8 protein-coding genes and 1 pseudogene are annotated in these 16551 nt (G+C 52.9%); 2 read left to right on the plus strand and 7 right to left on the minus strand.

The window, feature by feature from the left end:
• Positions 1 to 17 precede the first annotated feature (17 nt).
• Positions 18 to 995 (minus strand): ABC transporter permease, encoded by a 978-nt coding sequence (locus Q1A43_RS05490; RefSeq protein WP_299930601.1) that lies wholly within the window; start codon positions 993 to 995, stop codon positions 18 to 20.
• Between the two features lie 31 nt (positions 996 to 1026).
• The gene (locus Q1A43_RS05495) at positions 1027 to 2553 is read right to left on the minus strand and encodes a sugar ABC transporter ATP-binding protein (protein WP_299933255.1); all 1527 of its coding nucleotides are present in this window, start codon (positions 2551 to 2553) and stop codon (positions 1027 to 1029) included.
• A 201-nt stretch (positions 2554 to 2754) separates the two neighbouring features.
• Between Q1A43_RS05495 and Q1A43_RS05500 the strand changes: the two genes are divergently transcribed.
• Entirely contained in the window at positions 2755 to 3783 is a 1029-nt protein-coding gene (locus Q1A43_RS05500) for a LacI family DNA-binding transcriptional regulator (RefSeq protein ID WP_299930584.1), read from the plus strand.
• A 195-nt stretch (positions 3784 to 3978) separates the two neighbouring features.
• On the opposite strand, the gene Q1A43_RS05505 is transcribed toward Q1A43_RS05500, so the two are convergent.
• The 3 genes from Q1A43_RS05505 to Q1A43_RS05515 form a co-directional block, all read right to left on the minus strand.
• Positions 3979 to 6114 (minus strand): hypothetical protein, encoded by a 2136-nt coding sequence (locus Q1A43_RS05505; protein ID WP_299933256.1) that lies wholly within the window; start codon positions 6112 to 6114, stop codon positions 3979 to 3981.
• Between the two features lie 161 nt (positions 6115 to 6275).
• Positions 6276 to 6629 carry a hypothetical protein gene (locus Q1A43_RS05510; protein ID WP_299933258.1) on the minus strand — a complete coding sequence of 118 codons (354 nt, stop codon included), beginning with the start codon at positions 6627 to 6629 and terminating at the stop codon, positions 6276 to 6278.
• A 405-nt stretch (positions 6630 to 7034) separates the two neighbouring features.
• Positions 7035 to 10598: a BspA family leucine-rich repeat surface protein gene (locus Q1A43_RS05515; protein WP_366944236.1), complete on the minus strand. Its 3564-nt coding sequence runs from the start codon at positions 10596 to 10598 to the stop codon at positions 7035 to 7037.
• Between the two features lie 180 nt (positions 10599 to 10778).
• Between Q1A43_RS05515 and Q1A43_RS05520 the strand changes: the two are divergent.
• Positions 10779 to 11998, plus strand: a pseudogene (locus Q1A43_RS05520) (IS3 family transposase); the annotation flags it as partial.
• A 258-nt stretch (positions 11999 to 12256) separates the two neighbouring features.
• Here Q1A43_RS05520 and Q1A43_RS05525 read toward each other — a convergent pair.
• Positions 12257 to 13936, minus strand: a complete 1680-nt coding sequence (locus Q1A43_RS05525) for a hypothetical protein (RefSeq protein ID WP_299933260.1) — start codon at positions 13934 to 13936, stop codon at positions 12257 to 12259.
• Between the two features lie 594 nt (positions 13937 to 14530).
• On the minus strand, positions 14531 to 16510 hold the full coding sequence (locus tag Q1A43_RS05530) for an NACHT domain-containing protein (RefSeq protein WP_299933262.1): 1980 nt from the start codon (positions 16508 to 16510) through the stop codon (positions 14531 to 14533).
• Between the last annotated feature and the right edge of the window lie 41 nt (positions 16511 to 16551).

A 16551-nucleotide genomic window follows, 5' to 3' on the forward strand; every position in this document is an offset into this window, starting at 1 on the left:
AGAAACTCAGATTGTGCTCAGTTTGCCTTTGATTTGCGGCCAAAGTTGCCCCGTTGCAGCCAAACCGCCACGATGATGATCAGCCCCTGCATGGTGCCATTCAGATAGTTGGAAATCATGTCGGTGAAGTTCAGGATATTGCCAATGGTGGTGAGGATCAGCGCCCCAAGGATGGTGCCGCCGATGCGCCCGTAGCCCCCCTTGAGTACGGTGCCTCCAATGATCACCGCAGCGATGGCCTCAAGTTCCCACAACACCCCTGTCGAAGAGGAGGCCGAGCCCAAACGCGGCACGTAGATGATGGTGGCAAGCGACACGCAAAGTCCCTGGATCACATAAGTTAGGGTTTTCACCCGGTCGACCTTGATCGCCGAATAGCGGGCCACGTGTTCGTTGGAGCCGATGGCCGTGCAATAGCGGCCAAACGCGGTGCGATTGAGCAGGAACCAGCCACAGATGGCCACCACGATGAACACCCAGACCGGGATCGGCAGGCCGCCAAAGCTGTCGTAGTAGACCGGGCGGTAGGTGCCGCGAATATCGTAGTTCAACGACAGCGTGCCGCCATCGGCGAAATAGGTCACGAGGCTGCGATAGATGCCCATGGTGCCAAGGGTGACAATGAAGGCTTCGATTTTGCCCTTGGTGGTCAGAAAGCCGTTGATGAAACCGGCGCCGATGCCAAGGATCACAGAACAACCACAGCCGATCAACACCGTGGTTAGCCCGCTGCCGAAAGTGTCCACTGCGCCGTTCATCACGATGATCATCACCCCGGCGATCACCGCCGCCATCGATCCCACTGAGAGGTCAATGCCGCCGGCGGTGATGACAAAAGTGGCCCCCACCGCGATGATGCCGATAAAGGCTGACCGGGTGAGCAAGTTGGTGATGTTGCCTTCGGACAAAAACGCCGGGTTGAGCGTAAAGCCGATCACGCAAAGGATCAGCAAGGCGATGGCGGGACCAGCGGTTTTGAAATCAAAGCTGCGCATGAGGGTCTTGGTTGGTTTTGACATGGCGGTTTCAGTCATGGGGGCGCTCCTGCTTCAATCCGGCGGCATAGCGCACGATTTCGGTTTCGTTGATGTGGTCCCCGGTCAGGATGCCGGTGATTTCGCCCTCGCGCATGACCACCACGCGGTGGCTGATGCCAATGATTTCGGGCATTTCTGAAGAGATCACCACCACCGACACCCCTTCGGCGGCAATAGCGGCGATGAAATGATAGATCTGTTGTTTGGTGCCGACATCGATGCCGCGGGTGGGCTCGTCAATGATCAGGATCGATGGGTCACATTCCATCACTTTTGCCAACAAGAGCTTTTGCTGATTGCCGCCCGACAGATCACCGACCAGCACATTGGGGTCGCGCGCTCTGATGTCAAAGCGGCGGATGGCGCGCTCCATTGCCGCTGTCTCGGCGCGGGTGTCGATGGTCTGTCCGCGCAGGAATTTGGGCAGGGCAAACAGCGTCAAGTTGGGCTTCATCTGCTTGTCCAGCAACAGGCCTTTACCTTTACGATCTTTGGTCAGGTAAACCAGTCCCTTTTCGCGCGCAGCAGCAACGGTGGCGATATGCGCGGGCAGCCCGTCCAGCAAAAGCTCCCCTTCCTCAATCGGCGCCAGCCCACAGATCGCTTCAAACACCGCGCTGCGGCCTGAGCCGATCAAACCGGAAAACCCCAATACCTCGCCGCGGCGCAGGCCAAAACTTACCCCATGCACATCAGGCGCTTGCAGATCGCGCACCTCCAACACCTTGGGCGCGTCCACGTCGACCTCGTTGAGGGGCGGGTAAAGATCGGAAAGCTCGCGCCCCACCATCATCTGCGCCATCGCATCAGGCGTCAGCTCATCCGCCGCGCGGGTGGTTATCCATTGGCCGTCGCGCAAGACCGTGACACGGTCGGCGATGGCTTTGACTTCGGCCAACTTGTGAGACACAAAGACCACGCCGACGCCTTTGGCTTTCAGAATTTCGATCTGGGCAAAAAACAGATCGGTTTCGGCTTGGGTCAGTGTGGCGGTGGGCTCATCCATGATTAACACACGGGCGTCGCGGCTCATGGCGCGGACAATCTCGACCATCTGTTTCTGCGCGATCGGAAGGTCGGCGATGCGGTCTTGCGGAGAGATATTTAGGCCGATGTCGTCAAGATATTGCTGCACAATCGACGACATGGCGGGTTTATCAAGAATACCGCGGCGGCAAATTTCGCGGCCCAGAAACACATTCTCCTCCACGGTCATCTGCTCCGCCAGATTGAGCTCCTGATGGATAAGCACCACGCCAAGCGCCTCCGCCTCGCCATTGGCGGGCAAAGCCACTTCGTGCCCATCAAGAAGTATGCGGCCAGAAGTGGGGGCGAGAAAGCCTGAGAGGATTTTCATCAAGGTGGATTTGCCGGCCCCGTTTTCACCAATCAGCGCATGCACTTCACCAGCGCGCACTTCCATTGAGACGCTAAACAGCACCGGCACGGCGCCAAAGGATTTACTGATCCTGTCCGCTGCCAACACAGCAGTGGTCGTTAGATTGCCATCCGGCACAGTGTTTCCTCCCTGGTACGGGCGCATTTTTGGCCTCGCATTGAAGCTCGGTGTAAACCTTTTCACAGCTCATGTAAACCTTTACATAATGCTATGGAAACCTTTTCATGGACTCAGCAAGGGGCTATACCCTAGGCAAAGATACTGAAATGTCAGCAAATACCGCGCCCCGATTGCTGGCGCGCGGCAGGACCCAAAACCGTGAAGCAGCCCGTTCAAAAAGCCGCCACTATCGAGGATGTTGCCAAGCTGGCAGGGGTGTCGATTGCCACCGTCAGCCGGACGATTCGCAACCCGGAGAAAGTGGCGGAAAGCACCCGCAAGAAAGTAACCGGCGCCATTGCCCGCACCGGCTATACCGCTAATGCCATGGCCCAGAGCCTGCGCATGCAGCGCTCGCGCATGGTGTTGGTGCTGGCACCATCAATCGCCGACCCCAATTTTCCGGGCATCCTGATCGGTCTGGAAAAAGTCGCCAATGAACGCGGCTATGGAGTGTTGATCGGCAATACCCATGGCGAAGTCAGCCTTGAGGCGACGCACATGCGTTTCCTGTCGACCGGCATGGCGGATGGGGTGATTTTGCTAACTGGGCATTTGCCGGTGGCAGGGCAACCACAGCCAATCACCACCCTGCCACCGGCGGTGGCAGTGGGGCGACCGATTGATGGGCGCGTTGGCGGTGGGGCGATTGCCTTTGTCGGGGTTGAGGATGTGGCGGCCAGCAAAATGGCCACCGAATATTTGGTATCACTCGGGCACCGGAGGATTGTCTATGTCACCGGCGGGCCCGGCAACATGGTGTCCGAGCGGCGCGAACAGGGTTATCGTCAAGGGCTTGCGGAATATGCCGAACCGCTGACAAATTGGTGCATTGACGGCGATGGTTCCAGCGAAGGCGGGCGCGCAGCGGTGGAGCGGCTGTTTATCAAAGACACGTTGCCTTCGGCGTTTTTCTGCTACAACGACGATACGGCCATAGGGGTGATTTCGGCCTTGCGTCTGCGCGGCTATGCGGTTCCCGGTGATTTCTCGGTGATCGGGTTTGACGATATCCCCTTTGCCAACAACATCACCCCGGCGTTGACCACCATCCGCCAACCGCGCAGCCACATTGGTGAGCGGGCGATGACGCTGCTGCTTGACGCGCTAGAAGGCCGCGAAGCGGCGGTTGGTCAAGAGCTGCTGCATGGGGATCTGGTGGTGCGGGAGAGCTGTGGCCCGGCTTGACGGTGACGTTTGGCCTGAGGTCTAACCTCTTGCAGACCTATATGCTCAGCGGGTTGGTTTTCTGAAACCCACCATAAAGTTTCCTGGTTGTCGCAAATGACCGCCATCCGGAAATTCAATAAGGTCGTTCGACTAGGTAGCCGAACGACCGGTTTGGGGGCGAGAAGATCATCTCCCGCCGCCGACCCTTTTACGTCACAGAATGAGATCACTCGCATCGATGGTTGGCGCTCCGGTCACATCGACCGAAAAGTCGGACGCACTGTCGCCGTCAAGGTCGATATAAAGCCGCCCGACGGTCGCGTTGTAGCGCACTTCGTTTGCGGCACCCGTGTAGCCCGCTACGAAGGTCAGCGTGCCAGAAAAGCCCGAGAGGTCGATCATGTCGCCATCCTCGAAATCCGTGATCACGTCACGGTTCGACCCATGTGCGCTTTGCAATTCGCTCGAAAAAACAAACACATCCGCGCCAGATCCGCCCTCCAACGTATCACGACCAAGCCCGCCAATTAGCCGGTCAGCATCCGCGCCGCCCTGCAGCAAGTCATTGCCGTCATTGCCCGATAACGTGTCTGCACCGCGGCCGCCCAGAAGATCATCGTCATCATCTCCTCCGCGCATCAGATCATCGCCCAACCCGCCCAAGAGCATGTCATTGCCGGCCTCGCCGCCCAGATCGTCGTCGCCAGTGCCGCCAAAAACCGCGTCATCGCCATTGCCGCCGCGCAAATAATCATCGCCCGCATTGCCTGCGAGTGTGTCATTGTCATTGCCGCCGAACATGCGGTCATTGTCGTCGCCGCCGCGCAGCGTATCCTCGCCGTCATTGCCCGAGAGCGTGTCGGCCCCCGAACCGCCTCGCGCCCAGTCAGCGCCGTTATCGCCGCGCGCGAAATCATTGCCAGACCCTGCCACGATCCCATCCGCACCATCACCGCCCTCAACGCTGTCATCGCCAGAGCCGCCAAGAAGATCATCATCGCCCGTGCCGCCAAGCAGCGTGTCATCCCCGCCCAACCCTTGCAAAACGTCATCGCCGGCACCGCCATCGGCGCTGTCATCACCTGACCCGGTGTCGAGCTGATCATCCCCTGCGCCGCCGTGCATCGTATCGTCACCACCAAGGCCGGAGACGACATCAGCACCAGCGCCGCCGGACAGATCATCCGCGCCATTGCCCCCCGTCACCACGTCATCGCCGCCACCGACCTCATAGACGTTGACGGCGTTATCACTCCGCCCAGTGATCAGCAGGTAGGTGGTGCCGTCAATGGTCACCGAATGGTGGCGCGCTGCACTGCTGAGCGCCCCTTCGCCATTATTGTCGACAAGGCTTTGCAGCACTGTCAGCTCGCCGGTGTGTCCGCTCAAGGGGTTTTGGTCGATTGCAAAAAAATGCGCCTGGCTGCTGTAAAACGCCGTAACCGAAAGAAAAAGCTGATCACCGATCTCGACGATCTCTGCTTCACGGGCCCCATCCAACGCGGAATCGGACTGCATTCGTTGCTCCAGTTCAATCGAGCTACCATCGAAGGACAGAACCGAAATGGCATTGCCGCTTTGTTCGGGGACATAGAGATAGGCAGTGCCATCAATGACCACCGCATCAAGGAAGTCCGCGCCATCGAGAACACCATCCGCGGCCCCGTCAATGCTAGCGGTATGCGTTAGGGCACCGGTGGTCTCATTCACTGAAAAGATCGAGACGCCATCATCGAAAAATCCGGTTGCGGCGATAAACTGGGTTTCGTTTAAGTAGAAAGAGGCTAGGCCATGGGGTCCATTCAGTTCCAAAGTCGCATCATCATCGACATTCTCTACGCTTGTTAGCCCACCTGACGCAGCCACTTCGAAGACGCTTAAACCGTCGATATTGTTGCCCATGACATAAAGAAATGTTCCCCCGGATAGGGTTAGAATCTCAATATCGTAGGTAGAATCTAAATTGTAATCTGGGTCATCCGTTTGAAAAACAGCATCTGCAAAGGTCAGGTAAGGGGCGGTGTCCCCAATCGTATAGATGGTGACCCCATCATCGCTGAATCCTCCTGCGGCTAGGAACTGAGTGCCGGCCACTTCGAAAACCTTGACCTGATAGGCCTGATCAATAGAGGTGCCAGCAGCATCATTGACGACAGCAACCGGCGTCAGGGTTCCATCCGCCGACAGGGTCGAGACCTGGATCGCGTCGTCAAAGGCCGAAGCGGTATAGATGTAGGTGGTGCCGTTCACCACCGCGCTGGCGATTCCATTTGCACCGTTCAACCCGAGGCTTGCGGTATCGACCAATGTGTCGGTGAGTGTCAGGCTGCTGCCGGAGAGTGTGACCATGGCTTAAATCCCTAGAGAAATGAAAATAGTAAATTTTCTGCGGGAAACGCATCCCCACCGCGCAGACCATAACCGGAAGAACCATTTGGTCAAAACGTGATATTAATATTTGTTTCATGCTTAAAGCCGCGAGGTTCGCCGCACTGCGATCTAAGGAGAGTTCACCCGTTGCCTTCACCCATGATAATGATCCATGGCGGCGTCCAAATGGGTGCGGGAACCACAAGCTGAGAAAAGCAGCATGTGAAACCCACAATCGGCAGCAGCCATTCGCGGGCCTGCCATCCCAAACACACATGGCTTAACCGACTTTCCGCGACACTGACCGCAAATGCTGCACTCTTTTGAGGCTCTGCATGACCGGATTGGCTAGGCAAGGCCCGAAAGCTATTTTGACTATGCAGTTTTGCACAGTCAGCTTCCTGCGCATTGCTGATGTCGATGCACAGCGCAATTGGGTTCCGCTCCGATCGTGGGTGAATGGCCGCTTTGACCGTCACTGTAATACTTACCACAATGGCCCTTATCAGAATGGCCACTGCTGAAAGCCTTTATTTTCAAGGCTACCCGCAATCTTCCGGGTTCATCCACCCTCTTCCGAGATCACTGTTATAAGGTGTACTTCCCTACAGTGACACTTGGTTTTACAGTAAATTACACTAGCTATTACAGAAAATCAGTTTTGGGCTGAGGTGGGACTAGCCGGGCGATCTGGTGGAAAAGCAGAACCGTTTCTGCGCCTAGCCCGTCGCGATCTACCTCGCCCACAGCAATGTCCAATCGCTAAAATGAGGTCTCAGTATAGCCAACCTGTAAGCCAACAGCACAGATAGCTGCGTTGCGTTCTGAAAACGTACAATAGCCACGCGGCTGCAGAAACTTAGAGCGGCAGATGGCGAACAAGACTGTTGAACGTCCGATCAGAGGATCAGATCCTCAGCATTGATCAAGGGTGCACCTACTATGTCGATGGACAAGTCGGCTTCACGGTCACCGTCGATATCAACATAGAGCCGGCCAACTGTACCATTGTAGCGCACTTCGCCAGCGGCCCCAGAAAAGCCTGTCCGACCGACAAAGCTTAGCCCAGACATGATGCCAGTCAGGTCAATCTGGTCCAAACCCACTTCAAAATTGACAATGATGTCGCGATTGACGCCATGGTTGCTCTCGGCGACGTCGGCAAAGACAAACACGTCGCCTCCGGTGCCTCCATCCAGCGTATCGCGACCAAGGCCACCGGTTATTGTGTCGTTGCCCGCCCCCCCATAGATTTCGTCATTTCCATCCCCACCTGAAACGATGTCGGCCCCGCTGTTGCCGAATAGGGTATCCAAACCCTCCCCGCCGCTAAGGCTGTCGCCCTCCGAGCCTCCGGCAATTTGATCATCGCCTAGGCCACCAAGCAAGCGGTCGCTCCCGTGTGAACCATAAACGCTATCGTCGCCACTTCCGCCTGATAGATAGTTAGAAGCATCACCGCCGCCGCGCAGAATGTCGTCGCCATCAAGGCCATATAGGGTATCGCTGCCAGAGTTGCCGCGCAGGCTATCGTTTCCAGCATTTCCAACGAGCCGATCATCGTCGTTTCCGCCAAAGATCGTGTCCGCACCATCCCCGCCAGACAAGACATCATTGCCATTGCCACCCGAGAGGAGATTGGCGGTATCACCACCGCCCCTTAGGGTGTCATCCCCGTCAAGGCCATAAAGAGTATCGCTGCCAGCGTTGCCGCGTAGACTATCGTCTCCAGCATTTCCAACGAGCCGATCATCGTCGTTTCCACCAAAGATCGTGTCCGCACCGTCCCCGCCAGACAAGACATCATTACCATTCCCACCCGAGAGATAGTTGGCGGCATCACCGCCGCCTTTTAGGATGTCGTCGCCGTTCAACCCGTAAAGGGTATCGCTGCCCGCGTTGCCCTCTAGACTATCATTCCCGTCATGGCCAACCAACCGATCGCCATCCTCCCCACCAAAGAGGGTATCGTTGCCGGCACCACCAGAAAGCGTATCGGCACCATAGTAGCCCCAAATCACATCATCGCCGTCGCCACCATGTGCCGTGTCATCGCCATAGTAACCGTCTAGCGTGTCATCTCCCGAACCACCGTCAAGACTGTCGTCGCCAATGCCGCCACTAAGGGTATCCTGACCATCCCCACCGGTAAGCGTATCATCACCGTCATCCCCCCTAAAACGAACATTTGTAACCAGACCCGCGGCCGTCAGGGTGTCGTCGTAGATTGTACCGCGGACCTGTTCGATACTGATCAGCGTGTCGGTATCCCCAAACGTATCGATGGCAATGCCAGTGAAAAGATCAACCGTGACACTGGTGCCGACGTGATCTGACCATGTCTCATACAGGTAGTCCACAAAGTCCTGAGACCCGCCACCGCCATCGATGGTATCGTCCCCTGCGTGGCCTTCGAACCCTTCTAAGAAATCGAAATCACCGCCTGTTATATGGTCCGCATCCTGTGACCCGGCCAGCCAGTTAGCATAGGTAAATGTGTCATTCACACGTCCATCGCCGCTGACCACGGTGCCTGATCCGTTGGCATCTGAGACAATGGTCACGCCACCAATATCAGACTGGCCGCTATAAGTGATGCCTATTCCTTCGTCGTTGGCCCACAAACCGGCATGGCCAAGGATTGTATCCTCACCCAGCCCTGCCCGGACCCAATCTCCCCACTCCTGGCTTTCGGCATCGCCGCCCGAGGCATCGAGCAAATCGTTGCCCTTGCCGCCATACAACAAATCGCGACCTGCCCCTCCCCTTAAGGTGTCATCCCCCCCCTCGCCCCGCAGGCGGTCATTCCCGGCGCCACCAACAAAGAGGTTGTCATATACGTCGCCGGAAATCGTGTCATTGTGCGACGTGCCAATGATGTTTTCCACGTCGACCAATAGGTCTCCTCGGGCAAAACCGCCCCATGCCCGATAGTCGCTCGACAAATCGATCCGGATTTCGTGATCTGACCCGGAATAATCAACCGTATCATTGCCTTCACGACCATATAAAAGCTCGTCGTCATCCGTTGCGACAAGCAAGTTTGACCCACTGTCACCCACCGTCACACGATCCACCGCGACTTCTGTGTCGATCCCGTTAAACATGTGCTTCATGTCTTTGACACGGGATGTATCCCATGAAAATGCTTGGTTGAACGCGTCCGCGCCCGAAAACATGCTTCTCATGCTCTGAACGTTGGACGTATCCCACCCACTGAGGTCTTGATTGAACGCCCTCGCAGAACTGAACATATGATCCATGTTTATAACACTGGATGTATCCCAGCTGGAGATGTTCTGATTGAATATAGTTGCGTTAGAAAACATAGAGCCCATATCAGAAACGCTGGATGTGTCCCAAGCACTAAGATCCTGATTGAAGGTATTTGCAAGACTGAACATACCTTTCATGTTGGTGACACTGGATGTATCCCAAGCACTAATATCCTGATTGAAGGCAAATGCAAAATGAAACATATACCCCATATCCGTAACACTGGACGTATCCCAATGTGATACTGATCCATTGAACACACTTGCAGCAAAGAACATCCTGTGCATATCGGTAACATTGGACGTATCCCAATTGCCAATATCCTGATTGAAGGCGTAGGCATAGGTAAACATGTTCCGCATCGTCGTAACGCTGGAAGTATCCCAATTGCTGATATTGTGATTGAAAAAATCGGCACCCTCGAACATAAACGACATATCTGTGACACTGGAGGTATTCCACCCACCAATATCTTGATTGAACGCGTCGGCCCTATAAAACATCGACCCCATATCTGTGACACTCGAGGTGTTCCACCCACCGATATCCTGATCGAATAAGTCAGCGTTGGCAAACATGTGGCTCATATCTGCGACACTCGAGGTGTGCCATCCACCTATATCCTGATCGAATGAGCGAGCGCCATCGAACATATGGCTCATATCTGTTACGTTAGACGTGTTCCAGTTACCGATATCCTGGTTAAACGAATTTGCTGAGAAAAATGTCGACCCCATATCGGTGATGTTGGACGTATCCCAAGCACCTATATCGGAATTAAACCTACTAACTCGTCCCCACGGATGAAGACCAAACATGTCGTTCATGCTAGTTACGTTTGACAAGTCAGGGGAATCCGTTGCCGATATTACAAGCCTATCAACTCCCGAAAACATTCCCGACATATCCTGCCAAACCGTATCACCCCATTGAACAATTTCAACGGAAGTAGATCGAAAGTTGGAACCGCCAAAACTTAGAGAAGACAGGTCGCCAGAAATCGTCACATCGAAGCTTCCGCGAGAGTTATACCTATGAGAAACAGGGGTTGATGTATACGTTATTGGGCCGCTTCCGTCCCCCCAATCGATAGTGACATTCACCGTCTCTGTCGTAAAAGGAATTGTAAAAGATGCGCCATAACTGTTTGAACCAGTGTGCAACCGAAAAATAAACTCGCTAGGCATGACCAATCTCTCACATTTTTTTTACGATAGCCCCCAACCCAGAGGCGACACAACTCACGTCTATCAGATTGGAGCAGATATCCAAGGCTATTGGCCTCTTCTTTTGCCCCTGCTGGGTTGTGATCTGAGCCTCTCCTGTTGAAGTGGTCCACCCCTATGTTTAGGAAACGGGGGCTAGAAATGGCAAACAAACGACCCAAGCCCGAAGAGATTGTGACGAAGTTACGGCAAGTTGAGGTTCGGGCTGGGCAAGGCATGCCGCGCCTAGATGCGATCCGGCAGATCGATGTGACCGAACCAAACTATTACCGCTGGAAGATCGAAGCATCGAATGCCGATGGTTTGAAAGAGATGCGGCGGGTACGGTGGAATGCAATCAAAACAACTTAAGGAACTGAAGCGTCTTCAGAAAGAGAACAAGCGTTTGCATCGTGCGGTTTCTGATCTGACCTTAGACAGGTTGATCCTGAAAGAAGCTGCATCGGTAATACCGCTGACCGGCAGGCTTTGCGAAGCAACGCTGAGAGGGACCTGAGCCCTTCGCGTCGGCGGGCTTGAATTTATCATGTGCGTCGCCGGTTCAAGGTATCCGAGCGAAAAGTTTGCCGTGTTCTGGGCCAACCCCGATCGACACAGCGTCGACTGCCACGTGGACGCGCTGACGAAGAACGCTTGGTCGAGGACATGATCGAGCTGACACGCCAACTTGGTTGATATGGCTACCGTCGAATTGCTGCCCTGCTGAGAGACGCAGGCCGGCAAGTGAGCGACAAACGTGTCGAACGGCTGCGGCGGCGAGAGGGGCTTAAAGTGCCAATGAAACAACCAAAGTAGGGACGGCTCTGGCTCAATGATGGGTCGTGCATCCGCTTGCGGCCTGAACATCGCAACCATGTTTGGTCGTATGACTTGTTGCATCACCGGACAGACGATGGCTGGGAGTTCAGGGCGCTCAACATCTTGGACGAACATAGTCGAAAATGTCCCCTCGCGTCAGCATCCTCTGGATGCGCCTGCCGGGCAATGGGACGATCCGGGTCAAACGGAAGCTGAACTCGACTGAGGTTATCGATGCGTTGACAGACCTGTTTAACCTGCGCAGGTTGCCTGCCTACCTTAGGTTAGACAATGGTCCTGAGTTCATTGCTGAGGCCGTCAAAGATTGGAGCGAGACAGTTGGAGCCAAGACCGCACACATAGAGCCCGGGTCAGCTTGGGAGAACAGGTACTGCGAAAGTATCAACGGGAAGATACAGGATGAACTGCTGAACGGTGAGATGTTCTACTCGTTTCGGGAGGCTCAAATCATCATCGAAAGGTGGATGAACCACTTCCACACCAAGCGACCACACAGTGCATTGGGCTATCGCCTGCCTGAGCCTGAGGCCATCATCCCGATAGACCAAAGGCCAAGAATGCACTCGCTTTCAATATGGATCACTCAAGTCGGGCTGCACACTGGTCGGCAGGGTTTGGTTTTGCGACTTACGGCCCCGTGTTGTACAGTTTTTGCACGCTCTGTGGCCTTTCAACATCACGCCCGATTCCAGAAGTGCATCCCGCGGGGAAACGCTGCCATCAAGGGATGAAACATATAGACTAAGGTGAGGTTCTAGGGCGACGGTCGTCTGCCTTGAGTGGATTCGAGGCGAAAACTGCTAAGCTGCAACAAGTGCAAACTGCGGGTTAGAAAGACTGCCAGTGCCTCCATTTTCCCCGTGACCTTCCTTCAATTGTAATTCAAGCAAGGCCGTACCATTGGAACTAAACATGTAGCTAAATGTGGTGCCATCGTCCGCAAGTACTGTTTCGATTTCTAAATCGTCCAGAACTGCTTGCGGTGCTGTCAGTTCAATTCTATCTTCTGCGCCAAATTCTGTCACCAAGGCAGGCCCACGATCCAAATGGCTTTCCAACACGGTAATACGAATGGTATCCTTATCTGTTTCCTCTGGATCAAAGTCGCCAATGTACGGCCCCAAACCAGCATATTGCCCAACGTACATCTCAATGACATCGTCCCCGCTTTCTGCGAAAGCTCCACCAAATATAAAGCCCATGTGGTTCGAGGTATCCCAATAATCGTCAGGGGTAAGCCGGATCAAGTCATCCCCTCCGCCACCGCTCAATGCCGAGACGCCGCTGCCGGTTAGGGTATCATTTCCGTCTCCCCCGAAGACACTGTTGCCTCCGCTCACATCGGTCAAGACATCATCGCCCGTACCTCCGTATAATTGCAATGAACTACCTTCGGCAGAGATTGTGTCGTTTCCGCTCTCCCCTTTTAGGCCACTGAAAACGCCATTGTAATTGATTATATCGTCGCCTTCACCTGCACGGATACCAGAACGACCTTCACCTGCGGAAGAAATCGTATCGTTTCCAGCGGTGGTAAACACGGTAGTCTGATTACCAGAATAACTGGAAGTGGTATTATTAACCAAGACCTCGTCGTCCCCAGGGCTTGTTACAACCACTGTATCAGGAGCCACAGAAATCACGCCACCATTCGCTTCGGCCAGGATAATCGCTGGCTCAGTATCATCGTATGGCTGATCGCCACCTTCGAACCGAGCGATGCTAATTGAATCTTCTGATATCGGCCCACTATTGTTTAGTATTACAGTTTGCGACAATGTACTCTCTGTACCATCCGAACGTAGGTTGGTTAAAGTAAGGGTCACCGCATTATCATTAGTTCCCTCGATAGCATTTTGCGATAATTCAAAAGTAACTTCGCCAGCGTCGTCCAGTGTTCGATAAATACCTAGATTGGACGGGAACTCAAAAACCAACAGATCTTCGGTTTCGTCAAAATCCTCGATCGAGATATTTTGGGCCTGGAGTTCATCACTAAGCCCAACCGCAAGTGTATCGCTTCCCTCTCCCAAAACAACGAACCGATCACCGGCATTATCATATACATCATTCAAACGAATAAGATCTTCGCCCTCACCACCAGAGAGTGTTGCATCTTGTGCACCTAAGTATCTCAATGAAATTTTGTCATCGCCCGAGCCGCCTTCGATCGTCACAGGGCCAGTGTCACTTCCTGCGTTTTCGGGTAGCACTTCGTCGCCGTATAGCACATCCATGAATGTGTCATCTCCAGCTCCGCCTTGGGCGTTAATGCTTCCCACCGTCGGTATTCGAAAACTTTCATCTTCGTCTGAACCAACAAACGATAAAACCTCGGGGATATCCACAGGAACGGTATCATTTCCGTCGTGACCATCTTCAATGTCATCGCCATTGTTAGCATCGTCATTTGAAGCGCTATCTGCCCCAAGCGCCGGGATTATCAATCCAGCAAAAATAGCAATAAGAAAAATGAGCACTGGAATGATTCCTTTTGACTAAATGCATACTTGATACTGTATTGTCGGGTGATTTTTGTCACCCTCTATTTCTTTGAACGCGGATGACTTGTTGTTCGACAAAAGATTTGGGGAGTTATCGATTGGGTTCAAGAAGCCCTTTGGAAATGCCCGACTAGAGACGTCTTTTCCATACCGAACGGACTTCGCAAACTCCGTTATCTGCGCTTCGCGGACCTACGCACGATCCAGCTTCGCCCTGGTTCGCCCAGCGTCGTTCGTTTCGACCCGAAATGACGGCAGTCAGCCCAAAGTAACCAATGTCGGGCGACTGCGAAGGGCATTGCCGCAGGTGCCAACTGTTTGCCTCGAATTCCCTAGAGCGGACATTCATACTCAACACGACTGATTTCAACGCTCAAAGGCGGGTCTGAGCCCAGACTCACCGATGCTGCACGATGCACGAATGTCCGCCCTCTCGCGGTGTTGCCAAAAACGTGACAAAATCAAAGGCAGTTTTGCCAAAGGTATATGGCGCAAGTTGTTTCGATATTTCCGGTAAAGGTGCGTGTGTCGTAAAACGACCGTTTTCGTAAATCTTATAGGACACAAAGCCTATTCAAATGCTTCGCGAGGAATTATGGCTCCAAAGTTTTCGAAATACTGCTTGGGTAGAACTAGGTGATTTCTGTACGCAAGCGAAATATCTGATTTGGCAGGCGGGATTATGGAAACAACACCATGTCGACACTTAACATCAGATCGTTGCAGAACTTCCTCGAGAAATTTCGACCATTCCTCTACACTAAACAAATGATGAAAGATTGGCCATTCCAACACCGGAACACCCCCTTCCTGATCATCAATTGGTATGGAGAGTTCGGCGGTATCCATATTGTTTGTCATTTTCCGAGTTTTTGGTACCGAGCCATTTGTATACCAAAGGCTTACTAAAAACAGCGCATTGGCCATACCGGTATTATCATTCTCGAAGCTTGGCTTCTCTGCATCCAGTCTCGTTGTTAACGCGTAAAAATATTCACTGCCAAGTTTATTTGGAATGAAGCATCTTTTAATAACGTCTGATAAGTATTCGCTTGGCCGTGAAGATATCGAAACCGCAACGGCAATTTCTGCAGCGAGATTCTCGATTTCATCTTTCCGCGTCGGTGGATATGGCAATCGTACAATTAGTTCTGCAGCTAAGTACTCATGAAGGGACTTGTGAGCAAATTCAAAGCTATCAAACCCAACCTTTAGATAGAGACCAGTATGACTTTCAAGTTCATCTACTACGAGTTCGGCTTCAGAGGTGGGAAGTCGGAAGCGCCGGGAGATTTTTTGATAAGCTGATATCAAATCATTTCTATCAATTGTGTATCTTCTTGCTTCAACAGACATCCAATGAGCAAGTTCACAAAGAAAGTCAAACTTTTCGTCCACATCAAAATTGGCATACCGGGATCGTCTCGGAGTTTTACGCTGTTCATTCCACTCTTCAAGTAGAAGCCGTACAATCTTTCTGTATATCGTCTTAGGTCGCTCGGATATTTCACCGGTTGAGCTATAAAGCATGCACAGAAATGCTAGTGTGAGAGGCTTTATAGCGGTGTCGTTAAATGGACTCTTGTGTAAGCGATCTAAGAAGTCAAGACGCTTCTCCGGATTTGGAAGCCACTTAGACGTGAAATCATTGATTTGTGGTTCACTTAAGGGGGCTACTTCGTATTCTGAGAACGAATAGACGTTATTTTTTATTTCCCCCGTACGACACGTCAGTACTAACCGAATTCCTGGAAACTGTTGGCCAATAAATTCTATCTCAGAAAGCGCGCCCTTCTTCATAGTTTGGTTGGGTAGTTCATCAAAGCCATCGAGCACAATCAGTGGCTCTGTAGACTCAATCAACTTATAGAATGCGCGCTTCTTCTCGGTTCGCAGAACTTGTTCGAGTTCCTTTTTCGCATCCTTGGGCAAGTCGTTTGAAGTGCTGTCCTCATAGGTTACGTGAACATGTTTTGATATCTCGGAGTATAATACTTCATCTGGCCTGATATCTGTTTCAACGTCCCTGAAGCGAACGAGGATTGGATAGCTTGCGCCATTCTCAAAGGATTTTCGTCCAGTAATTAGAGAATTTACCACCTTCTTCATCGTGGTGGTTTTACCTGCACCGGGTAAGCCTAGGATTAGTATATTTCGGGGTTCATCGTCTAGTATCTGTTCCAGGGGCTTTCTTGGAAGCTCGATATTGGGTTCGATGCGAGCCCTCGTTGGTGTGAGGTGCGCATCCAATGCAATATAGACAGATGAGACGCGGATAGTCTCGCCAAACTCTTTGATCTGTATGCTATCGGACCACTCCGTAAGAAAGGCGTTATGCGCGTTGAGACGCTCTAAGGTCTTCGGTGTGGAAACATTTAGACGGATATCAACAGGGTTCAGGTCTAAAATCGATCGGGCTTTTCGGACGATGCGATCGTCGAGATTTGTATTAGATAGTAGGTCTTCATCAGAGTTTATCTTGTCAAGTTGGCCAGAGAGATATTTCTCGGCTAGCCGAACTCCAGCATCAATCACTTTTTCTAGTATCATATTTGCCTCGATTGCCGGTTGAAATGGCTGGGAGCATAAGG

Source organism: uncultured Pelagimonas sp. (assembly GCF_947498515.1).
GTDB lineage: Bacteria > Pseudomonadota > Alphaproteobacteria > Rhodobacterales > Rhodobacteraceae > Pelagimonas.

Coding starts and splice junctions, on each gene's coding strand:
- Q1A43_RS05490 (WP_299930601.1), bottom strand. CDS start 995: ATGCGCAGCTTTGATTTCAAAACCGCTGGTCCCGCCATCGCCTTGCTG.
- Q1A43_RS05505 (WP_299933256.1), bottom strand. CDS start 6,114: ATGGTCACACTCTCCGGCAGCAGCCTGACACTCACCGACACATTGGTC.
- Q1A43_RS05515 (WP_366944236.1), bottom strand. CDS start 10,598: ATGCCTAGCGAGTTTATTTTTCGGTTGCACACTGGTTCAAACAGTTAT.
- Q1A43_RS05530 (WP_299933262.1), bottom strand. CDS start 16,510: ATGATACTAGAAAAAGTGATTGATGCTGGAGTTCGGCTAGCCGAGAAA.